The sequence below is a fragment of the Halomonas rhizosphaerae genome (assembly GCF_030012485.1).
Taxonomy (GTDB): domain Bacteria; phylum Pseudomonadota; class Gammaproteobacteria; order Pseudomonadales; family Halomonadaceae; genus Halomonas; species Halomonas rhizosphaerae.
Genome location: NZ_JASCQQ010000026.1, coordinates 72,469 through 90,459, shown reverse-complemented (window position 1 = coordinate 90,459; position 17,991 = coordinate 72,469). Strand labels below are relative to the sequence as shown.

The 17,991-nt window shown below is 68.6% G+C and carries 18 protein-coding genes; 9 read left to right on the top strand and 9 right to left on the bottom strand.

Annotation, left to right across the window (positions count from 1 at the left end; genetic code table 11):
• Window positions 1-6: 6 nt before the first annotated feature.
• From QLQ86_RS10890 to QLQ86_RS10860, 7 genes are all read left to right on the top strand, one after another.
• Window positions 7-519, top strand: coding sequence for a TRAP transporter small permease subunit (locus tag QLQ86_RS10890; protein WP_282816934.1), 513 nt, complete (start codon window positions 7-9; stop codon window positions 517-519).
• The gene (locus tag QLQ86_RS10885) at window positions 516-1,838 is read left to right on the top strand and encodes a TRAP transporter large permease (protein ID WP_282816933.1); all 1,323 of its coding nucleotides are present in this window, start codon (window positions 516-518) and stop codon (window positions 1,836-1,838) included. Before QLQ86_RS10890 ends, QLQ86_RS10885 begins: the two co-directional genes overlap by 4 nt.
• A gap of 88 nt (window positions 1,839-1,926) precedes the next feature.
• The gene (locus QLQ86_RS10880; RefSeq protein WP_282735232.1) at window positions 1,927-2,982 is read left to right on the top strand and encodes a TRAP transporter substrate-binding protein; all 1,056 of its coding nucleotides are present in this window, start codon (window positions 1,927-1,929) and stop codon (window positions 2,980-2,982) included.
• A 93-nt stretch (window positions 2,983-3,075) separates the two neighbouring features.
• On the top strand, window positions 3,076-4,455 hold the full coding sequence (locus QLQ86_RS10875) for a glutamine synthetase family protein (protein ID WP_282816932.1): 1,380 nt from the start codon (window positions 3,076-3,078) through the stop codon (window positions 4,453-4,455).
• 258 nt (window positions 4,456-4,713) lie between these two features.
• A complete protein-coding gene (locus QLQ86_RS10870) occupies window positions 4,714-6,099 on the top strand; it encodes an aldehyde dehydrogenase family protein (RefSeq protein ID WP_282816931.1) in 1,386 nt (461 codons plus the stop codon).
• Window positions 6,100-6,113: 14 nt separating this feature from the next.
• Complete coding sequence (locus QLQ86_RS10865; RefSeq protein WP_282816930.1) at window positions 6,114-7,295, top strand: iron-containing alcohol dehydrogenase; 1,182 nt, start codon at window positions 6,114-6,116, stop codon at window positions 7,293-7,295.
• Between the two features lie 81 nt (window positions 7,296-7,376).
• Window positions 7,377-8,117 (top strand): glutamine amidotransferase-related protein, encoded by a 741-nt coding sequence (locus QLQ86_RS10860; RefSeq protein WP_282735236.1) that lies wholly within the window; start codon window positions 7,377-7,379, stop codon window positions 8,115-8,117.
• A gap of 72 nt (window positions 8,118-8,189) precedes the next feature.
• Here QLQ86_RS10860 and QLQ86_RS10855 read toward each other — a convergent pair whose 3' ends face one another.
• The 6 genes from QLQ86_RS10855 to QLQ86_RS10830 all read right to left on the bottom strand — a co-directional run bounded on the left by QLQ86_RS10855 (window position 8,190) and on the right by QLQ86_RS10830 (window position 13,346).
• Window positions 8,190-8,960, bottom strand: coding sequence for a transporter substrate-binding domain-containing protein (locus tag QLQ86_RS10855; protein WP_282735237.1), 771 nt, complete (start codon window positions 8,958-8,960; stop codon window positions 8,190-8,192).
• Window positions 8,961-9,106: 146 nt separating this feature from the next.
• Entirely contained in the window at window positions 9,107-9,838 is a 732-nt protein-coding gene (locus QLQ86_RS10850) for an ABC transporter permease (RefSeq protein ID WP_282735238.1), read from the bottom strand.
• Window positions 9,838-10,542: an ABC transporter permease gene (locus tag QLQ86_RS10845; RefSeq protein ID WP_282735239.1), complete on the bottom strand. Its 705-nt coding sequence runs from the start codon at window positions 10,540-10,542 to the stop codon at window positions 9,838-9,840. Before QLQ86_RS10845 ends, QLQ86_RS10850 begins: the two co-directional genes overlap by 1 nt.
• Window positions 10,543-10,564: 22 nt before the next feature.
• Complete coding sequence (locus QLQ86_RS10840) at window positions 10,565-11,335, bottom strand: ABC transporter ATP-binding protein (RefSeq protein WP_282735240.1); 771 nt, start codon at window positions 11,333-11,335, stop codon at window positions 10,565-10,567.
• Between the two features lie 207 nt (window positions 11,336-11,542).
• On the bottom strand, window positions 11,543-12,529 hold the full coding sequence (locus tag QLQ86_RS10835; RefSeq protein WP_282816929.1) for a succinylglutamate desuccinylase: 987 nt from the start codon (window positions 12,527-12,529) through the stop codon (window positions 11,543-11,545).
• Window positions 12,519-13,346: a DUF1338 domain-containing protein gene (locus QLQ86_RS10830; protein ID WP_282735242.1), complete on the bottom strand. Its 828-nt coding sequence runs from the start codon at window positions 13,344-13,346 to the stop codon at window positions 12,519-12,521. The genes QLQ86_RS10835 and QLQ86_RS10830 overlap by 11 nt, the downstream gene beginning before the upstream one ends.
• Window positions 13,347-13,589: 243 nt before the next feature.
• Here QLQ86_RS10830 and QLQ86_RS10825 point away from each other — a divergent pair, with 243 nt between their 5' ends.
• Window positions 13,590-14,468 carry a class I SAM-dependent methyltransferase gene (locus QLQ86_RS10825; RefSeq protein WP_282735243.1) on the top strand — a complete coding sequence of 293 codons (879 nt, stop codon included), beginning with the start codon at window positions 13,590-13,592 and terminating at the stop codon, window positions 14,466-14,468.
• Here QLQ86_RS10825 and QLQ86_RS10820 read toward each other — a convergent pair.
• Window positions 14,465-14,908, bottom strand: a complete 444-nt coding sequence (locus tag QLQ86_RS10820) for a hemerythrin domain-containing protein (protein ID WP_282735244.1) — start codon at window positions 14,906-14,908, stop codon at window positions 14,465-14,467. The two genes, QLQ86_RS10825 and QLQ86_RS10820, sit on opposite strands and share 4 nt — an antisense overlap.
• A 377-nt stretch (window positions 14,909-15,285) precedes the next feature.
• Here QLQ86_RS10820 and wrbA point away from each other — a divergent pair, with 377 nt between their 5' ends.
• Window positions 15,286-15,882, top strand: coding sequence for an NAD(P)H:quinone oxidoreductase (gene wrbA, locus QLQ86_RS10815; RefSeq protein ID WP_282816928.1), 597 nt, complete (start codon window positions 15,286-15,288; stop codon window positions 15,880-15,882).
• Window positions 15,883-15,968: 86 nt separating this feature from the next.
• Here the strand turns inward: wrbA and QLQ86_RS10810 are convergent, their stop codons facing one another.
• Together QLQ86_RS10810 and QLQ86_RS10805 are read right to left on the bottom strand one after the other, a co-directional pair.
• A complete protein-coding gene (locus tag QLQ86_RS10810; protein ID WP_282816927.1) occupies window positions 15,969-16,316 on the bottom strand; it encodes a hypothetical protein in 348 nt (115 codons plus the stop codon).
• Window positions 16,317-16,328: 12 nt separating this feature from the next.
• Window positions 16,329-17,720 carry an NAD(P)/FAD-dependent oxidoreductase gene (locus QLQ86_RS10805; protein WP_282816926.1) on the bottom strand — a complete coding sequence of 464 codons (1,392 nt, stop codon included), beginning with the start codon at window positions 17,718-17,720 and terminating at the stop codon, window positions 16,329-16,331.
• Window positions 17,721-17,991 lie beyond the last annotated feature (271 nt).

The window sequence follows — 17,991 nt, the reverse complement described above, 5'->3', positions numbered from 1 at the left end:
AACACCATGCCGAGAGCCATCGTCTGCTACGTGCGCTGGGTGGATGCCTTCAACCGTCGGGTGGGGCGCCTGGTCATGCTGCTGATCTTCGTGATGATCGGCGTGCTGCTCTATGCCTCCGTCTCGCGAAGCCTGTTCAACAGCCCGCTGGTGTGGGGCGTCGAGGTCTCCCAGTTCCTGATGGCCAGCTACTACCTGCTGGGTGGTGCCTACTCCATGCAGCTCGATTCCCACGTGCGCATGGACCTCTTCTACTCGCGCTGGTCCGCTCGCACGCGAGCCCTGGTCGATGTCATGACCATGCTGCTGCTGTTCGTCTTCCTCGGGGCCCTGCTGGCGGGGGGCATCTCCAGCACCGGCTATGCGCTGCGCTACGGCGAGACCAGCTACACCACCTGGGCCCCGCCCCTGGCGCCGATCAAGATCATCATGACCTTCGGCATCCTGCTGATGCTGCTGCAGTGTCTCTCGACCTTCTTCAAGGACATCGCGCGGATCCGCGGGGAGGTCATCGAATGACCTACCAGACCATCGCCGCGCTGATGTTCTCGACCATGATGCTGCTGCTGCTCACCGGGCAGCGGGTGTTCGGCGTCATCGGCTTCGTCGGGGCCGCCTCGGCGCTGCTGCTGTGGGGTAATGGCGGGGTGGAGATGCCGTTCACGGCGGCGATCCAGCTGATGAACTGGTATCCGCTGCTGACCCTGCCGCTGTTCATCTTCATGGGCTACATGCTCTCGGAATCGGGCATTGCCGGCGAGCTCTACGAGATGTTCCACGTCTGGATGGGTGCTCTGAAGGGAGGGCTGGCGGTGGGCACCATCGGCCTGATGGTGGTGATCTCGGCGATGAACGGCCTGAGCGTGGCGGGCATGGCCATCGGCGCCACCATCGCGCTGCCCGAGCTGCTGCGCCGCGGCTACGACAAGACCATGGTCACCGGGGTGATCCAGGCGGGCAGTTCCCTCGGCATCCTGGTGCCGCCCAGCGTGGTGCTGGTGCTCTACGGCATGATCGCCCGCCAGCCGGTCAGCCAGCTGTGGCTGGCGGGGGCCATCCCCGGGCTGATCCTGGCCGGACTCTTCGTGCTCTACATCGTCGTGCGCTGCCACTTCCAGCCCCACCTGGGACCGGCGCTGCCCGCCGAGGAGCGCAACCTGTCACTGGCCGAGAAGCTGCGCCTGCTGCGCGCCGGCATCCTGCCGCTGCTGATCTTCTTCTTCATGACCGGCCTGTTCCTGATGGGCGTGACCAGCCTGGTGGAGAGCTCGGCCGTCGGCGCCCTGGCAGCGACCCTGGCGGCGCTGGCCAAGCGCCGGCTCAACGGCAAGGTGATGGAGGCGACGCTACACAAGACGCTGGGCATCAGCTGCATGTTCATGTGGATCATCCTCGCGGCGCTCTGCTTCGGGGCGGTGTTCGACGGGCTGGGTGCCGTGCGCGCCATCGAGGGGCTCTTTCTCGACCGTATCGGCATGAGCCCCTGGCAGATACTGGTGATGATGCAGCTCTCCTACATCCTGCTCGGCATGTTCCTCGACGATACCGCCATGCTGGTGATCGTCGCGCCGCTTTACGTGCCACTGGTGATCAGCCTGGGCTTCGACCCGATCTGGTACGGGGTGCTCTACACCATCACCGTGCAGATCGCCTACATGACCCCGCCCTTCGGCTACAACCTCTTCCTGATGCGGGCCATGGCGCCGCCGGAGATCTCGCTGGGGGACATCTACCGCAGCGTCTGGCCCTTCGTGGGCATCATGCTGGTGGGGCTGGCGCTGATCACCGCCTTTCCGCAACTGGCACTGTGGCTGCCGCAGCTCTATCGCGGCTATTGAGCGACCGGGGCGAGCGCGCCCAAGGAGGTGCCGACACGCGACTGCAACGACCTTGCCGAACAACAACCACCATCGCAGGAGAAGAACCATGACCAACCGTCGCGATTTCCTCAAGAAGGCCGGGGTGGCCACCGCCGCCACGGTCGGGGCGGCCACCGTCGGTGCCCCCTACGTGAAGGCGCAGTCCAGCCCCATCCGCTGGCGCCTGCAGACCTATGCCGGCCCGGCGCTGGCCGAGCACGTCATCAAGCCCTCCATCGATGCCTTCAACAAGGCCGCCAACGGCGAGATGGAGATCGAGCTCTACTACGCCGACCAGCTGGTACCCACCGGGGAGCTGTTTCGTGCCATGCAGCGCGGCACCATCGATGCCGTGCAGAGCGATGACGACTCCATCAACGCCCCGGTGGATGTCTCGGTGTTCGGCGGCTACTTCCCCTTCGCCTCGCGCTACAGCCTCGACGTGCCGGCGCTGTTCCACCACTACGGCCTCAAGGAGATCTGGGAGGAGGCCTACGGCGAGGTGGAGGGCGTGACCTGGCTAGGCTCCGGCTCCTGGGATCCCTGCAACTTCGTTACCCGGGACCCGATCCGCAGCATCAAGGATCTGGAGGGCAAGCGTGTCTTCACCTTCCCCACGGCGGGGCGCTTCCTCAGCCGCTTCGGAGTGGTGCCGGTGACCCTGCCCTGGGAGGACATCGAGGTCGCCATGCAGACCCGCGAGCTCGACGGCATCGCCTGGGCCGGCATCACCGAGGCCTACACCGTGGGCTGGGCCGACGTCAGCAACTACTACCTGACCAACAACATCTCCGGCGCCTGGGCCGGGTCGTATTTCGCCAATACCGAGCGCTGGGAGGAACTGCCGGAGCACCTCAAGACCCTGTTCCGGCTATGCATGGACAGCTCCCACTACTATCGCCAGCACTGGTACTGGTGGGGCGAGGCGCACTACCGCACTACCGGCGGCAAGCTGGAGCTGACCTCGATCCCCGAGGAGGAGTGGCAGACCATCGAGGACGAGGCGCTGGCGTTCTGGGACGAGATCGCCCAGGAGAGCGAGCGAAGCGCCCGGGTGGTGCAGATCCTCAAGGACTATCGGCAGACCATGCAGGAGGCCGGCCCTCCCTACCGCTACTCCTGAACAGTGGACGGGGTGGTGCGGCCTATGTCGCCCGCCCCGCAGGGTCGCCGTTCGTCGGCGGCGGGACAGGACCAGGCAGGATGAGGAGGTGCCATGAGCCGATTGCAGCCAAGAGCGGTAGCCAGTGCCGAGGACGCACGCCGCATCGTCGAGTCCCGGGGCCTCAGCCACGTCAAGGTGGGGATGTTCGACATCGACGGCGTGATGCTCGGCAAGTACATGGGACGCGAGAAGTTCTTCGCCTCCCTGGAGAAGGGCTTCCCGTTCTGCGACGTGGTGCTGGGCTGGGACAGCAAGGACGAGCTCTACGACAACGTGCGCTTCACCGGCTGGCATACCGGCTATCCGGATGCGCCGTTGCGGATCGTGCCGGAGAGCTGCCGGGAGGTGCCCGCCGAGGGCGACATGCTGCTGTTCCTCGCCGAGTTCGAGGGCTCCGCCGAGGCGATCTGCCCGCGCGGCCTGCTCAGGCGGGTGCTGGCCCGGGCCGAGGCGATGGGTTTCACGGCCCGCGCCGCCCTGGAGTACGAGTTCTTCCTCTTCCATGAGACGCCGGAATCGGTCCGCGAGAAGGGCTTTCGCCACCTGCGACCGTTCACCCCCGACATGATGGGCTACTCCATGCTCAGGAGCTCGGTGCATGGCGAGCTCTACCACGAGCTGCTGGCCATGGCCGAGGTCATGGACTTCCCCATCGAGGGGCTGCATACCGAGACCGGCCCCGGGGTGCTCGAGGCGGCCATCGGGGTGGACGAGGCGCTCGCCGCCGCCGACAAGGGGGCGCTGTTCAAGACCTTCACCAAAGTGTGGGCCCAGCGTCGCGGCCTGATGGCGACCTTCATGGCCAAGTGGTCGCCGGACTATCCCGGGCAGAGCGGCCATGTCCACCTGTCGCTGCGCCACGCCGGGAGTGGCGCCTCGGCCTTCTTCGATGCCGCGGCGCCGGACCGGATGAGCGACCTGCAGCGCCACTTCGTGGCCGGCCAGCAGGCCCTGATGCCGGAGCTGCTGGCGATGTTCGCGCCCACCATCAACAGCTACACCCGGCTGATCCCCGGCTTCTGGGCGCCCACCGATGCCACCTGGGGCGTCGAGAACCGCACCACCGCGCTGCGGGTGATTCCCGGCAGCGAGGCCTCCCAGCGGGTCGAATACCGGCTGGGCAGCGCCGACGCCAACCCCTACCTGGCGATGGCCGCGGCCATCGCCTCGGGGCTCTGGGGCATCGAGCAGCGCCTCGAGCCCGACCCGCCGGTCGAGGGCAACGCCTATGATCGCCAGCACCCGCCGCATCAGGCGCTGCCCCGCACCCTGTGGGATGCTGCCCAGCGCCTGCGGGGCTGTGCGGCGGCCCGCGACCTCTTCGGCGACGACTTCGTCGAGCACTTCGCGGCGACCCGGGAGTGGGAGGAGCGCCAGTTCCGGCGCCATATCACGGACTGGGAGTTGGATCGCTATTTCGAGATCATCTGAGCGCCGAGCGGCGCCGGGGACAGGTCGTAGCGGGGGTCCTATGCCAGGGGTGAGGAGCACTGCTCCGAACGGGCTGGCCAAGGATGGCCAGCACCGGACCTGCAAGTGGAGCGGGACGCGAGAGCGAAGCGGGGCATCGGTAGCGTCCAGGGAGGGATTCACAGCGCCCCCGCGATGGTCCGACATTTCGAGACCTGTCGCCGGATCAGCCGCGAGTGCTGACACCGGTTGACCTGTCATTTGTCCGAGGAGGGTAGCATGGCCATACAACGCACGATTTCACCGGTGGACGGCTCGGTCTACGTCGAGCGGGAACAGGCCTCCGCGGCGGCCATCGAGGCGGCCCTCGAGCGGGCGGTGGCGGCACAGCGTGCCTGGCGCGAGGTGCCGCTGGACGAGCGCGCGCGTCTCTGCTCGCGCATGGTGGATGCCTTCGTGGCCCGCCGCGACGTCCTGGCGGAGGAGCTGACCTGGCAGATGGGGCGGCCCATCGCCGCGGCCGCCGGCGAGGTGGGCGGTTTCGAGGAGCGGGCGCGGACCATGATCGCCCTGGCCGAGGAGGCGCTGGCGCCGATCCACCTGGCAGAGAAGCCCGGCTTCACGCGCTACATCACCCGCGAGCCGCTGGGGGTGTCGCTGGTGGTGGCGCCCTGGAACTACCCCTACATGACCGCGGTGAACGCCTTGGTCCCGGCGATCATTGCCGGCAACAGCGTGCTCCTCAAGCACTCCGCCCAGACGCCGCTGTGTGCCGAGCGCCTCCAGCAGGCCTGCGACGAGGCCGGGCTGCCGGCAGGCGTCTTCCAGCACCTGCACCTCTCCCACGCCGACACCGAGGCGTTGATCCGTGACCCGCGTGTCGACCACGTCGCCTTTACCGGCTCGTTGGCGGGCGGGGCCATGGTCGAGCGCAACGCCGCCGGGCGCTTCATCGCCACCGGCCTGGAACTGGGGGGCAAGGATCCGGCCTACGTGCGCGCCGATGTCGATCTCGACGCCGCGGTGGAGGGGGTGATGGACGGGGCCTTCTTCAACTCGGGGCAGAGCTGCTGCGCCATCGAGCGCCTCTACGTGGACGCCTCGATCCACGACGCCTTCGTCGAGCGCTCGGTGGCCTGGGTGCGCCAGCTCCGGCTCGGCAATCCCACCGACCCGGCGACGACCCTCGGCCCGCTGATCAGGCCGGCGGCGGCGGACTTCGTGCGCGGCCAGGTGGAGGAGGCGGTGGCGGCCGGCGCCACGGCCTGGATCGACCCCGGCGACTACCCGCTCTCGGTACCGGGCAGCGCCTACCTGGCGCCCCAGCTGCTGACCGGGGTCGACCACACCATGCGCGTGATGACCGAGGAGAACTTCGGCCCGGTGGTCGGCGTCATGCCGGTGGCCGACGACGAGGCGGCTATCGCGCTGATGAACGACAGTGCCTTCGGCCTGACCGCGGCGGTGTTCACCCGCGACCTCGTCGCCGGCGAGGCCATTGCCCGGCGGCTGGAGGCCGGCACGGTCTTCACCAACCGCTGCGACACCCTGGACCCGGAGCTGGCCTGGACGGGCGTCAAGTGCTCCGGTCGCGGCTGCTCGCTGTCGCGGCTGGGCTACGAGACCCTGACCCGACCCAAGTCCTTCCATCTCAAGCATGCCTGACGGCGGAGGTCCCCATGAGCTTCGATCCCGACCACTACCGCATGGGCTGGAACTACCCGGCCCCCATCCTCACCGGGCCCGGCCGTATCCGTGAGCTTCCCGGGCTGTGCCGGGAACTGGGCATGACCGCGCCGCTGCTGGTCACCGACCCGGGCCTGGCCGGCCTGCCCATGGTGCGCGACATCCTCGACCTGGCCCGGGCCGATGGCCTGGCCATCGGGGTGTTCAGCGAGATCAAGGGCAACCCCACCGGGGCCAACGTGCTGGCCGGGGTGGCCGCCTTCAACGACGGCGGCCACGATGGGGTGATCGCCTTCGGCGGCGGCTCGGGGCTCGATGCCGCCAAGGCCGTGGCGCTGATGGCCCGCCAGCGCGAGGGGCTCTCGCTGTGGGCGCTGGAGGACGTGGGCGACAACTGGACCCATGCCGACGGCGCGGCCATCGTGCCTTGCGTGGCGGTGCCCACCACCGCCGGCACCGGCTCCGAGGTGGGGCGCGCCTCGGTGATCACCGACGAGGCGGCCCACGTCAAGCGCATCATCTTCCATCCCGGCATGCTCCCGGACCGGGTCATCCTCGACCCGGAGCTCACCATCGGCCTGCCGGCGACCATCACCGCGGCCACCGGCATGGACGCGCTCTCCCACTGCCTGGAGGCCTGGTGCTCGCGGCAGTTCCACCCGATGGCGGAGGGTATCGCCGTGGAGGGGGTGCGGCGGGTGCGTGACTTCCTGCCCCGGGCCTATGCCGACGGCGGGGACCTGGAGGCGCGCATGAACATGCTGGTGGCCTCGAGCATGGGCGCCACCGCCTTCCAGCGCGGCCTGGGCGCCATGCACGCCCTCGCCCATCCCCTCGGGGCCCTGCATGACGCCCACCACGGCACCCTCAATGCGGTGCTGATGCCCTATGTGCTGCGCGCCAACGAGCGGGCCATCGGCGAGCCCATGGTGCGCCTGGGGCGCTACCTCGCCCTGGCCCAGCCGGGGACGGCCAGCGTGATCGACTGGGTGCTGGAGTTGCGCGAGCGGCTCGGTATCCCGCACACCCTGGCCGAGCTGGGCATCGACACCGGGCGTGCTGACCGGGTGGGGCGGATGGCGGTGGAGGATCCCTCCTCGGGGACCAACCCCGTCGCCTTCACGGCCGACGCGTACCGCGACCTCTTCGTGGCGGCCGTAGAGGGCCGGCTCTGAACGGGTCGAGCGGGTGGCCGGCCGCGGCGCCGCGGTGCTGGGCTTGAGGCAGGGGGCGAGATGACGCGGGGAGGGCAGGGCATGGTGATCGGACTGCTGCAGTGTGACGACGTGGCACCGGAGCTGCGCGGGACCCACGGCAACTATCCCGAGATGTTCGAGGTGCTGTTCCATCGCGTCGACCCGAGCCTGGCGTTCAGGGTCTGGCGCTGCCTGGACGGCGAGATCCCCGACGACATCGAGGCGGTGGACGCCTGGCTGACCACGGGGTCGAAGTTCGGGGTCAATGACGACCTGCCCTGGATCGCCGCGCTCGAGGCCTTCGTGCGCGCCCTCTGGGCGGCGGGCAAGCCGCTGGTGGGCATCTGCTTCGGCCACCAGCTGATGGCAAGGGCGCTGGGCGGCGAGGTGGCGAAGAGCGGCAAGGGCTGGGGCGTGGGCATGTCGTTCAACCGAGTCACCGAGCGGGCCGACTGGATGACGCCCTGGCAGCCGGGACTCGACCTGCTGGTGAGCCACCAGGACCAGGTGGAGCGGCTGCCGGAGGGTGCCCGGGTGCTCGGCGGCAGCGACTTCTGCCCGGCCTACCTGATGCAGGTCGGCGAGCACTTCCTCGGCGTGCAGGGCCATCCCGAGTTCACCCGGGCCTACTCCCGGGACCTGATGGCGCTGCGCGCCGACCTGGTCGGCCACCACCGGGTACGCGAGGGGGAGGCGTCGCTCTCGGCGCCGGTGGACGACACCCTGATGGTGCGCTGGATCCTGGCCTTCATGCGCCGGGCCATCCAGAGGCGCGAGAACGCCCCCCAGGCCCCGCCCTGAGGGTCGGGCCCGAACGCAGGACCGGGGCCACTGGGGCCCCGGTCGTGTCGGCTGGCAGCTGAGCCGCTCGGGTCAGTCCGTGCTGAAGTACCTTTCGTGGATCTCGTCGTAGGTGCCGTTGTCCTTCAGCGTCGCCAGGGCCGCGTTGAAGGCCTCGGCCAGCTCCTGGTCTCGCTGGCGGAAGGCGATGCCGAAGCCTTCGCCGAAGTACTCCTTGGGCTCGGTGATCTTCTCGCCGACCAGCTTGTAGTCCCCGGCCTCGCTGTCGAGGAGGGTTGACTTGCCGATCGGGAAGTCGAGGAAGACGGCGTCGAGGCGACCGGAGTCCATGTCCAGCACCATGTCGTCGGCGGTGGCGTAGCGGTTGACGTCGGCCACGTCGCCGTACAGGTCGGTCACATAGTTGTCCTGCAGGGTGCCGCGCTGCACGCCCAGGGTCAGGCCGTCGAGGGTCTCCTCGGACGGGGTGCCGATCTCGACGTCGGCGGGGGCGAACCAGGCCGACGGCGGGGTGATGTAGGGTTCGGAGAACAGCACCTGTTCACGGCGCTGCTCGTTGATGGTCATCGAGGACATGATGGCGTCGTACTTGCGCGCCTGGAGGCCGGGGATGATGCCGTCCCAGCCCTGCACGACCCATTCGCACTGGATGCCGATCTCCTTGCACAGGGCATTGCCCAGGTCGATGTCGAACCCGGTCAGCTCGCCCTCTGGGGTGCGGTATTCCATGGGCTCGTAGGGCACGTCGACGCCGATGCGGATGTCGCGGACCTCGGCACTGGCGCTGCCGGCGACCAGGGCGGCGCCGAACACGCCGAGACTCAGGATCTTGTGAAGTTTCATGGGTGTCTTCCCGTGTTGTTGGTGGTTTCACCTCGTGGGTGACGACGGAACCACGATAGCGGATGCCCGGGCCCGTCGGAAGGGGGAGCCGGCCGCATTCAAACGCCGGTTCCCAACGCTTGTTTTACGCTCCTTGTCGTTGCCTGTCAGCCGCTGACCGGCTTGAGGTGCGCCAGCAGGCGCCGTTCCAGGTAGCGGAACAGGTAGAGGATGGCGAACGTCAGGCAGAGGTAGATGGCCGCCACGAACAGGAAGGCCTCGAAGGGCGCGTAGTAGCGCGCATAGACGAAACGGGCCGCCCCGGTCAGGTCCATGATGGTGACCACGCTGGCGATGGCGCTGGCGTGGAGCATGAAGATCACCTCGTTGCCGTAGGCGGGCAGGGCGCGCCGGAAGGCGCTGGGCAGCACGATACGCCGCAGCATCAGCCCCCGGGACATGCCATAGGCCCGCGCCGCCTCGATCTCCCCCCGGTCCGTGGACTTGATGGCGCCGCGGAAGATCTCGGTGGTGTAGGCCGCGGTGTTCAGGGTGAAGGCGATCAGCGCCGGCACGAAGGGCTTCTCGAGGATCACCCACAGCCAGGTCTCCTGGATCCCCTCGACGAACACCACGCCATAGTAGATCAGGTAGAGCTGGACCAGCAGCGGCGTGCCGCGGAACACGTAGCAGTAGAGGAAGATCGGCAGGCTGATCCAGCGATGCCGCGAGCCGCGCCCGATGGCCAGCGGCACCGCCAGCACCAGGCCGATGATCAGCGACAGGGCCACCAGCTGCACGGTGGTGACCAGGCCCTCGCCGTAGTAGCCGAGGGTCTGCAGGGTGAAGATGCTGTTGTCGGCGAGCTGGGCCTCCAGCCAGGTCATCAGGGCTTCCATCAGTCCGCCTCCCGGTAGCCGACGTCATAGCGTTTCTGCAGCCGCGCGAAGCCCCACTCCGAGGCCGTGGCGATCAGCAGGTAGACGGCCGCGACGATGATCATGAAGGTGAAGGGCTCGCGGGTGGCCTTGGAGGCCTCGGCGGCCACGCGGACCATGTCGGTGAGGCCGATCACCGAGACCAGGGCGGTGGTCTTGAGCAGCACCATCCAGTTGTTGGAGAGGCCCGGGATGGCGTGGCGCATCATCTGCGGGAAGCGGATGCGCCGGAACACCAGCCAGTGGTTCATGCCATAGGCGCGTCCGGCCTCGATCTGGCCGCTGTCCACCGCCAGGAAGGCGCCCCGGAAGGTCTCGCCCATGTAGGCGCCGAAGATCAGCCCGATGGTGACCACGCCGGCGACGAACTCGTTGACGTTGATGAAGACGTCCCACCCGAAGCGTTCGTAGAGCTGGTCGGTGACCATGTTGATGCCGATCTGGCCGCCGAAGAACAGCAGCATCATCAGCACCAGGTCGGGAACGCCGCGGATGATGGTGGTGTAGAGGGTGCCGATGCGGTGGGCCAGCCAGTTGCGCGACATCTTGGCGCTGGCGGTCGCGAGGCCCAGCACGATGGCCAGGACCAGCGAGAGCACCGCCAGCTCGATGGTGATCAGGGCGCCTTCCGCGAGGCGTGGGCCGTAGCCGTGAAGATCGATCATGGGGCTCTCCTCGTGGGCTGGCTCAGTGCTTGGGCGCCAGGAACTGCTTGAGCCGCTCGGAGCGCGGGCTGCCGAACACCGCCTCTGGCGGGCCGTATTCCTCGATCACGCCCTGATGCAGGTAGATCACCTGGCTGGAGACGTCGCGGGCGAAGGCCATCTCGTGAGTCACCAGGATCATGGTGCGCCCCTCCTCGGCGAGGTCGCGCATGACCTTGAGCACGTCGCCCACCAGCTCCGGGTCCAGCGCCGAGGTGGGCTCGTCGAAGAGCATCACCTCGGGGTCCATGGCCAGCGCCCGGGCGATGGCGCCGCGCTGCTGCTGGCCGCCGGACATCTGTGCCGGATAGGCGTCGGCGCGCTCGGTCAGGCCCACCCGCTCGAGCAGTGCGCGGGCGTGCTCGACGGCCTCCTTCTTCGGCTTGCCGAGCACATGCACCGGGGCCTCGATGATGTTCTCCAGCAGGGTCATGTGGGCCCAGAGGTTGAAGTTCTGGAAGACCATGGAGAGCTTGGCGCGCATGCGCACGACCTGCTTCCAGTCGGCCGGTTCGCGGCCGTGTCGGGTCTTCTTGAAGCGGATCTCCTCGCCGTGGACGATCAGGTCGCCCTCGTCGGGTTGCTCGAGCAGGTTCATGCAGCGCAGGAAGGTACTCTTGCCGGAGCCGGAGGCTCCGATCAGCGTGATCACATCGCCCTTGTGGGCCTTCAGGGAGAGGCCCTTCAGGACCTCGGTGTCGCCGAAGCGCTTGGTGATGTCGCGCACTTCCAGCGGAATCGGGGTATCGGCCATGGAACGGGCTCCAGATCGTGGGCGGTCCGCCGCATCGAAGGTCGGCCGGCGCGGGCCGGGATCGAGAAGGGGGCGATTCTAACAGGCCGGAGGATTTCCGGAAGGGCACCGCGACGCGCCGGGTATTCTACCGCGGTCCGGGACGGGGATGGCATGGGGCATGGGGAGTCTCCTGGCGGTTGTTGTTGTGGGGGTGCCGGGGCGGCGTCAGTCCGGTGGCGGGCTCGGCACCACCAGCAGCGCCGCCCGGGCGCCGATCTCGACCTCGGCATTGGGAAAGACCACCGACAGGGGGGTCTCGCCGACGCGGGTCTCGCCGGCCACGGCGTCTTCCGCCAGCCGGGTGCCGGGCGGGAACTCGCTGAAGTTGGGTGTATCGTCCGGGAAGCAGAGCCGGAACGCCTCGCTGTGGCGCAGCAGCTCGTGCTCGGCGCGAAAGAAGGCCAGGGTGCCGGGGGCGGCGGTGGCCGGCTCGCGGCCCTCGACCAGCGCCTGGAGGAGCCGGCCCATGGGGGCCAGGGGGGCGAGATCGTTGTGGCCGAAGGGCAGTGCACGCCCCAGTTCCAGGGTGAAGGCCGCCGCGCCATGGTAGTGCTTGGCATAGTGCGAGAAGGTCCAGCTGTGACGGTGCTGGTGGAGCACCGCCTGGATGCCGGCGGCGGCCAGCCAGCGCCATTGCTCGGGGGGCGTCGGCGCCTCGGCGAAGGGCTCGACCACGAAGCGCGGGAAGCGGCTCTCGCGGATCGCGGTGTGCAGGTCGTAGTGCAGGCGGGAGAGGCCTGCATGGCGGGCGTAGAAGGCGTCCACCGCGGCCATCAGCACCCGGGCCCGGTCGGGTTCGTCACCCGCCTCCTCGAGGTCGCGGCGGAACAGCCGGTTGAGGTTGGTGGCGACGTAGCGCTGGCCGAGCCGGATCGCCTCGGGATTGCCCAGGATCACCAGCAGCGGGGCCCCCAGGCAGAGCTGCCCGGCCTCCAGCCGGGCCAGGACCTCGCCCAGCAGCTCCATGGGGGCCGTCTCGTTGCCGTGGACGCCGACCGAGAGCACGCAGGCCCTCGCCTCCGGCGCGGGGTCGTCCGGCACGAGCTCGAGCACCCCCGGGGCGGACAGCCGGAAGCGCCCCCCGGACACCCTGCCCTCGGCGCGGGAAGGGGGGCGCCCCTCCAGGCCCTGGTCGAGCCACTCAGCCAGCATGGTCGGAACCGGCGTCGGTGGACTCGAAGATCCGGTCGGCGCTGGCGGCGACGAAGCCCTGGTAGAGCCGGCCCTCGGCATCCGGGTAGCGGCGAGCGAACTCGTAGTAGCAGGTGGGGATCTCCTCCACCCGGCCGCCGGAGAAGGTGAAGGGCATGCGGTCGGCGAGCGTCGAGGCCTGCTCGAGCAGCACCTCGGGGGAGCCCTTGATGCGTCCGCCGGACGCATTGATGGCCAGTCCCAGCGACTCGACCTTCGCCAGCAGCTTCTCCAGGGTGTCGTGGCGGCGCAGGTGGTTGACGCTGACCGTGAAGTGGTTGGCCCGCAGCCCGATGATCGACAGCCAGGCGGCGTACTCGCTCTCCTCCGCCAGGGTCCGGTATTCCCCCCAGGTCGGGGTCTCCCACAGGCGGCCGGCCCACATCACCTCGGGCGAGGCGATCCGCGCAGGGTCGATCTGGTCCACCAACTCGTCGATGATCTCCTGGGCCCGGGCCGAGAGCTCGCGGCACTTCAGCTCCGAGAGGAAGACCCTGGGCTGGTCCTCTCGCGGTGGCAGGTAGCCCCAGGCGCGCAGCTTCTTGGCCTCGAAGTCGTAGGGTTCCAGCCGGGTGTAGCCCAGCGCCAGCAGGTGGGGCTCCAGGTCGGCCAGGCGGACGGGGCCGCGGTCGAAGGTGCGGAAGGCCACGTGGTCGTTGACGACGGTCTCGCCATCGGCGACCAGGGCATCATGGATGCGGCTCGCCTGGGGCGTCATGGCGGTGTAGTCGTCCCAGAGGCGCGAGAAGAACTGCTCGAGGCTCATGTCGGAAGGCATGTGGGCACCTGTTGTCGATGTTGTGGTGGCTGACGACACCATCCCGTCCGTCGCCGGTGGACTCAAGGGCGAGCGTCGGTCGGATGAAAGTGGCGGGGCCCAGGGTGAAAATCCGCGCCTGGCCAGGGGCGAGGCCTACTGCCGTAGCACTTCGAGCCGCGGCGCGGCTGTGACCATTGCACGATGGGGAGCGAGGCCTTCCACGGCTAGACTGGCAACGCCGCGTACCCACAGGAGAGTGCCATGACCGACCATGCCCGCCACCTCGATGCCCACTATGATGCGCCGGGCGCGCGGAGCGGACAAAGCCTGACGATGCGGCTGCGGGCGGCCTTCCGCGAGGCGGGGTGCGACCCGGACCATCTCACCCTGGACGAGGTCGCCGGCATCGACCAGCTGCACCTGGGCGGACGACGGGCCAGTCGCTCCCTGGCTGCCCTGGGAGGCCTCGCCCCGGGCAGCCGGGTGCTGGACGTGGGCTGCGGCACCGGCGGGGCGAGCCGGCTGCTGGCGGCGGAATTCGGCGGCGAGGTCATCGGGCTGGACATCACCGCGGCCTTCGTCGACGTGGCCGGCTGGCTGAGCCGCGCCACCGGCCTCGACGACCGGACGCGCTTCCTGTGCGCCGATGCGGCGCACACGCCCCTGGCGGATGGCACCTTCGACGTGGTGTGGTGCCAGCATGCCTTGATGAACATGCCCGACATCGCCGCGGTGCTCGCCGAGTGGCACCGGCTGCTGGTGCCGGGGGGCACGGTGCTGCTGCACGAGGTGGTGGCCGGCGACGCCCCCTCACCGCTGTGCCTGCCGGTCCCCTGGGCGCGCCGTGTCGAGACCAGCCATCTGCGTTCCCGGCATGCCCTGGAGGCGCTGCTGGCCGAGGGCGGCTACGCTCCGGTGGTGGTGCAGGACGTCACCGAATCGGCGCTCGCCTGGCGACGCAAGCACAGCCGCCGTGAGGGTGATGGGACGCCGCCTGGGCCCGCGCTGCCCGGGCCGGCGCTGATCTTCGGTGATGTCTTCGCGGAAATGGGGCGCAACCTTCGCGACAATCTGGCCGCGGACCGGGTCAGGATCATCGAGGGCGTCTTCCGGGCGTCCCGCCCTTCATCGGACTTCTAGGCGTCCTGCCGCTGTCTCGCCATTTCCTGCCGATAGTCGTCGGCAAGATCGGTTTTCTGGTGCTCCGCAAGCCCCCGGCCGGCGAGTTGAAAGACCTCGTGCTCCTCCTCATCGAGGTGATGAATCACCAGCTCGCTCAGCTTCCTGGCCTGGGTCAGCCATGCAGGCGAGGCGTAGTCGGTGGCCTCCAGGGTCTCGAGTTGCTCGTCGATCTCATGGTGCTCTGCCACGCTGTGTCGTGCCTTCTCCTGGGTCAGGTCGATCGCCAACATCGGCATGTAGAGCGCGCGTTCTTCGGCGGCAGCATGGTGCTGAAGCTCGGCGCGCAGTTGGTGGTGAAGTCGCTCTCGCTCCTGGCTGTCGCCGGACGTCTGCAGAAGCTTTTCCAGCAGGTCGCGCTGGATGTCATGGTCCGCGCGCAAGGCTTCGAAGATCGTCATGGTGGGGCTCCTCGATCTGGGGACATCGGGCCGTGGCCAGCTAGAGGCCCTGCGAGTGCGATGCATCGCAGGCCCGAATCAGCATAGGCCAGGATCTCCCGCAGGAATATCGGGCCAGGCATCGATGCCATCGGGTGTTCAGGACGACGCGTGCGGGCCCGTGGTCAAGACATCCCTGACGCGCGTCACCTCCGGCCGGTTGCTGCCTGCCATTGCTGGCCGCGGACCGGGTGCGGATCCTCGAAGGGGTGTGGTGCAGGGGGGGGGGCGTTTCGAACGTGTCGATCGATAGCGTCGAGATTCTTCGCTTCCTTTCGTTTCTGTCGATTCTACACTGAGAGTTGCTACACGACTGACCCGCAAGAGGAGGCATGCGAATGACCCGGATACTGGTGCTCTACCACTCCATGTACGGCCATATCGATACCCTGGCCCGCACCGTGGCGGAAGGGGCGCGCGACGTCGAAGGCGTCGAGGTCACCCTCAAGCGGGTGCCCGAGACCATGGACCCCGAGGCCTTCGCCAAGGCCGGCGGCCGCTCCTTCGATACCCCCGAGGCGAGCCCCGAGGAACTGGCCGACGTCGACGCCGTGATCTTCGGCAGCCCGACTCGTTTCGGCAACATGTCCGGCCAGATGCGCACCTTCCTCGACCGGACCGGCGGCCTGTGGGCGGGCGGCAAGCTGCGCGGCAAGGTGGCGAGCGTCTTCACCTCCACCGGTACCGGCGGTGGGCAGGAGACCACCATCACCTCCTTCTGGAACACCCTGGCGCACCACGGCATGGTGATCGTGCCACTGGGCTATGGTATCGGCGAGCAGTACGTCTTCGACCAGGCCGGCGGCGGCAACCCCTACGGCGCCTCCACCATCGCCGGGGGCGACGGCTCCCGCCAGCCCGACGAGCGGGAACTCAAGATCGCCCGCTTCCAGGGCGAGCACGTGGCGCGCATCGCCGCGAAGCTGGCCGGCTGACGCCGCTCCGCGCCATCCGGTCGCACCCCAGGCCCCGCCCGCACTCTGCGCGCAGAGCGCGGTCGGGGTCCTGTCACTTGAGGGTTTCAGTATCGGCGGGGGCCGCGGACCAGGTAGCTCAGCGGGTGCAGCACCAGCCAGGTGAGCAGGGCGACGCCGAGCGCCGCCGCCACCAGCGCCGCCCAGTCGGTCGCCGTGGCCACGAAGGCGAGGCGCGAGCCGGTCAATTGCGGCAACCACCACAGGGTCGAAAGCCCCGCCAGCAGGGCGACGATGGCGGCCGGCACGCAACGGTAGGCGGTGAACCGATAGCCGCGCAGGCGGCCGAGCAGTTGCGCGATCACCAGCAGTGCCAGCAGCGCCAGGATCAGCGCCAGGAAGGGCGGGATGGCATGCGACAGCACCGCGAGGATGCCGGACAGCGTGAAGTTCATGGTCAGGTCTCCTCAGACACGTCCTTCCAGCATGGCGTAGTAGGCGGGCTGCAGAAGGTAGTCCTTCAGTACCCAGGCCACCCAGGACTCTTCCTTCGGGTCGATGAAGGAGAAGGAGGGCAGGAAGGCCATGTCGTTGTCGTAGCCGAACTCCACCAGCATGGCCTTGCCGATATCGGTGATCAGCGGGCAGGAGGTGTAGCCGTTGTGGCGGGCGGGCAGCGCCTGGCCCTGGAGCTGGGCCAGCAGGTTGGCCTCTACCACCGGTGCCTGGGCCTTGACGCTGGCCGCGGTCTTGTTGATCGGGGCGCCGATCACGTCGCCGATGCCGAACACCTCGGGGTAGCGGTTGTGCTGCAGGGTGTGGATGTCGGTATCCAGCCACTCGCCGCGGAAGGGGCCCTCCCGGGCGATGAGGTCGCTCTCGCGGATGACGTCCGGGGCGCTCATTGGGGGCACCACATGGATGAAGTCATAGTCGATCACCTCGGTCATCTCGCCCTCGCGACCGAACTCCTCCTGGCGAAGCTCGTGGTGGGAAGTGAACTCGCTGGCCGGTCCGACGAAGGTGAACTCCGCCTGACGGGCCCCCGGGTCGATGGCGGAGAGTCGGTAATGGTGGCGACGCTGGACTCCCTCGTCGTCGAAGCGTCGCTTGAGGAAGTCATCGATCCAGGGCTGGCTGAACATGGCCTCGCCGGGGGTCAGGTAGTCCAGCCGGAAGGCGTCGCGTCGTCCGGTATCCTTGATGCGAGAGAGGGTGGTGAAGGTCATCTTGAGCGGCGCGCCGGCGCACTTCACCGGGGTGGGCGCCGCCGTGAAGAGGCCCTGACCGCTGCCCCTGGCGAGCCACTCGTCGATGGCGTCGCGAGTGCGGGTGGCGCCCTCGAGGCTGGCATAGACGCTGCCGATGCCGTGGCTACCGATCAGCTCCGGCGACATGCCATCGATCAGGTGATAGTTGAGCTGCAGGCCGGTGGCGACCACCAGGTAGTCGTACTCCGCGATACTTCCGTCGGCCAGGGAGACCCGGCGCTGTTCGGCATCGACCCCGACGGCGGGCTGGCGGATCCAGTCGATCCCGCGGGGCATGAAGTCGGCATTGGAGCGCAGGGTCCTGTCGGGATGCCAGACGCCGCAGGCGACGAGGGTCCAGCCCGGCTGGTAGTGGTGAATCTCGCGCGGCTCCACTACCGTGATGCGGGCGCCGGAAAGCCGCATGGCAAGGCGATTGGCCATGGCCATGCCCGCGGCACCGCCGCCGAGGATGACGATGTGGGCACGCGTCGGGACGGTGGTGGCCTCGAGGCCGGCCAGTGGCAGCAGGCCTGCCGCGCCGGCGCCGAGTCCCAGCTTGAGCAGCTGGCGGCGGTCCATTCGAGGGGGGGCGAGGTGGCGTGTCATGTCAGGACTCCTGCGCAAGGGGTTGGCAGCCTAGTCATGTCCTATCATTTATAAGCTTATAACCTAGCCTATCCTGCGCGTGCACCCTTCATTGGCATGCGGGAGCTTGATGCACGTCAGACTTCCGGCGTTTATCCAGAGGCGATGATCTCCTGCCGGGAGGAAGTACACGACGACGAGGTGATCGAGCGCCGTTCCTGAGGGGGTAATGAAGGGAGCCGGAACGACGACGGCCACCGCCTGCGCGGTGGCCGTCGCGTATCGGGAGGGT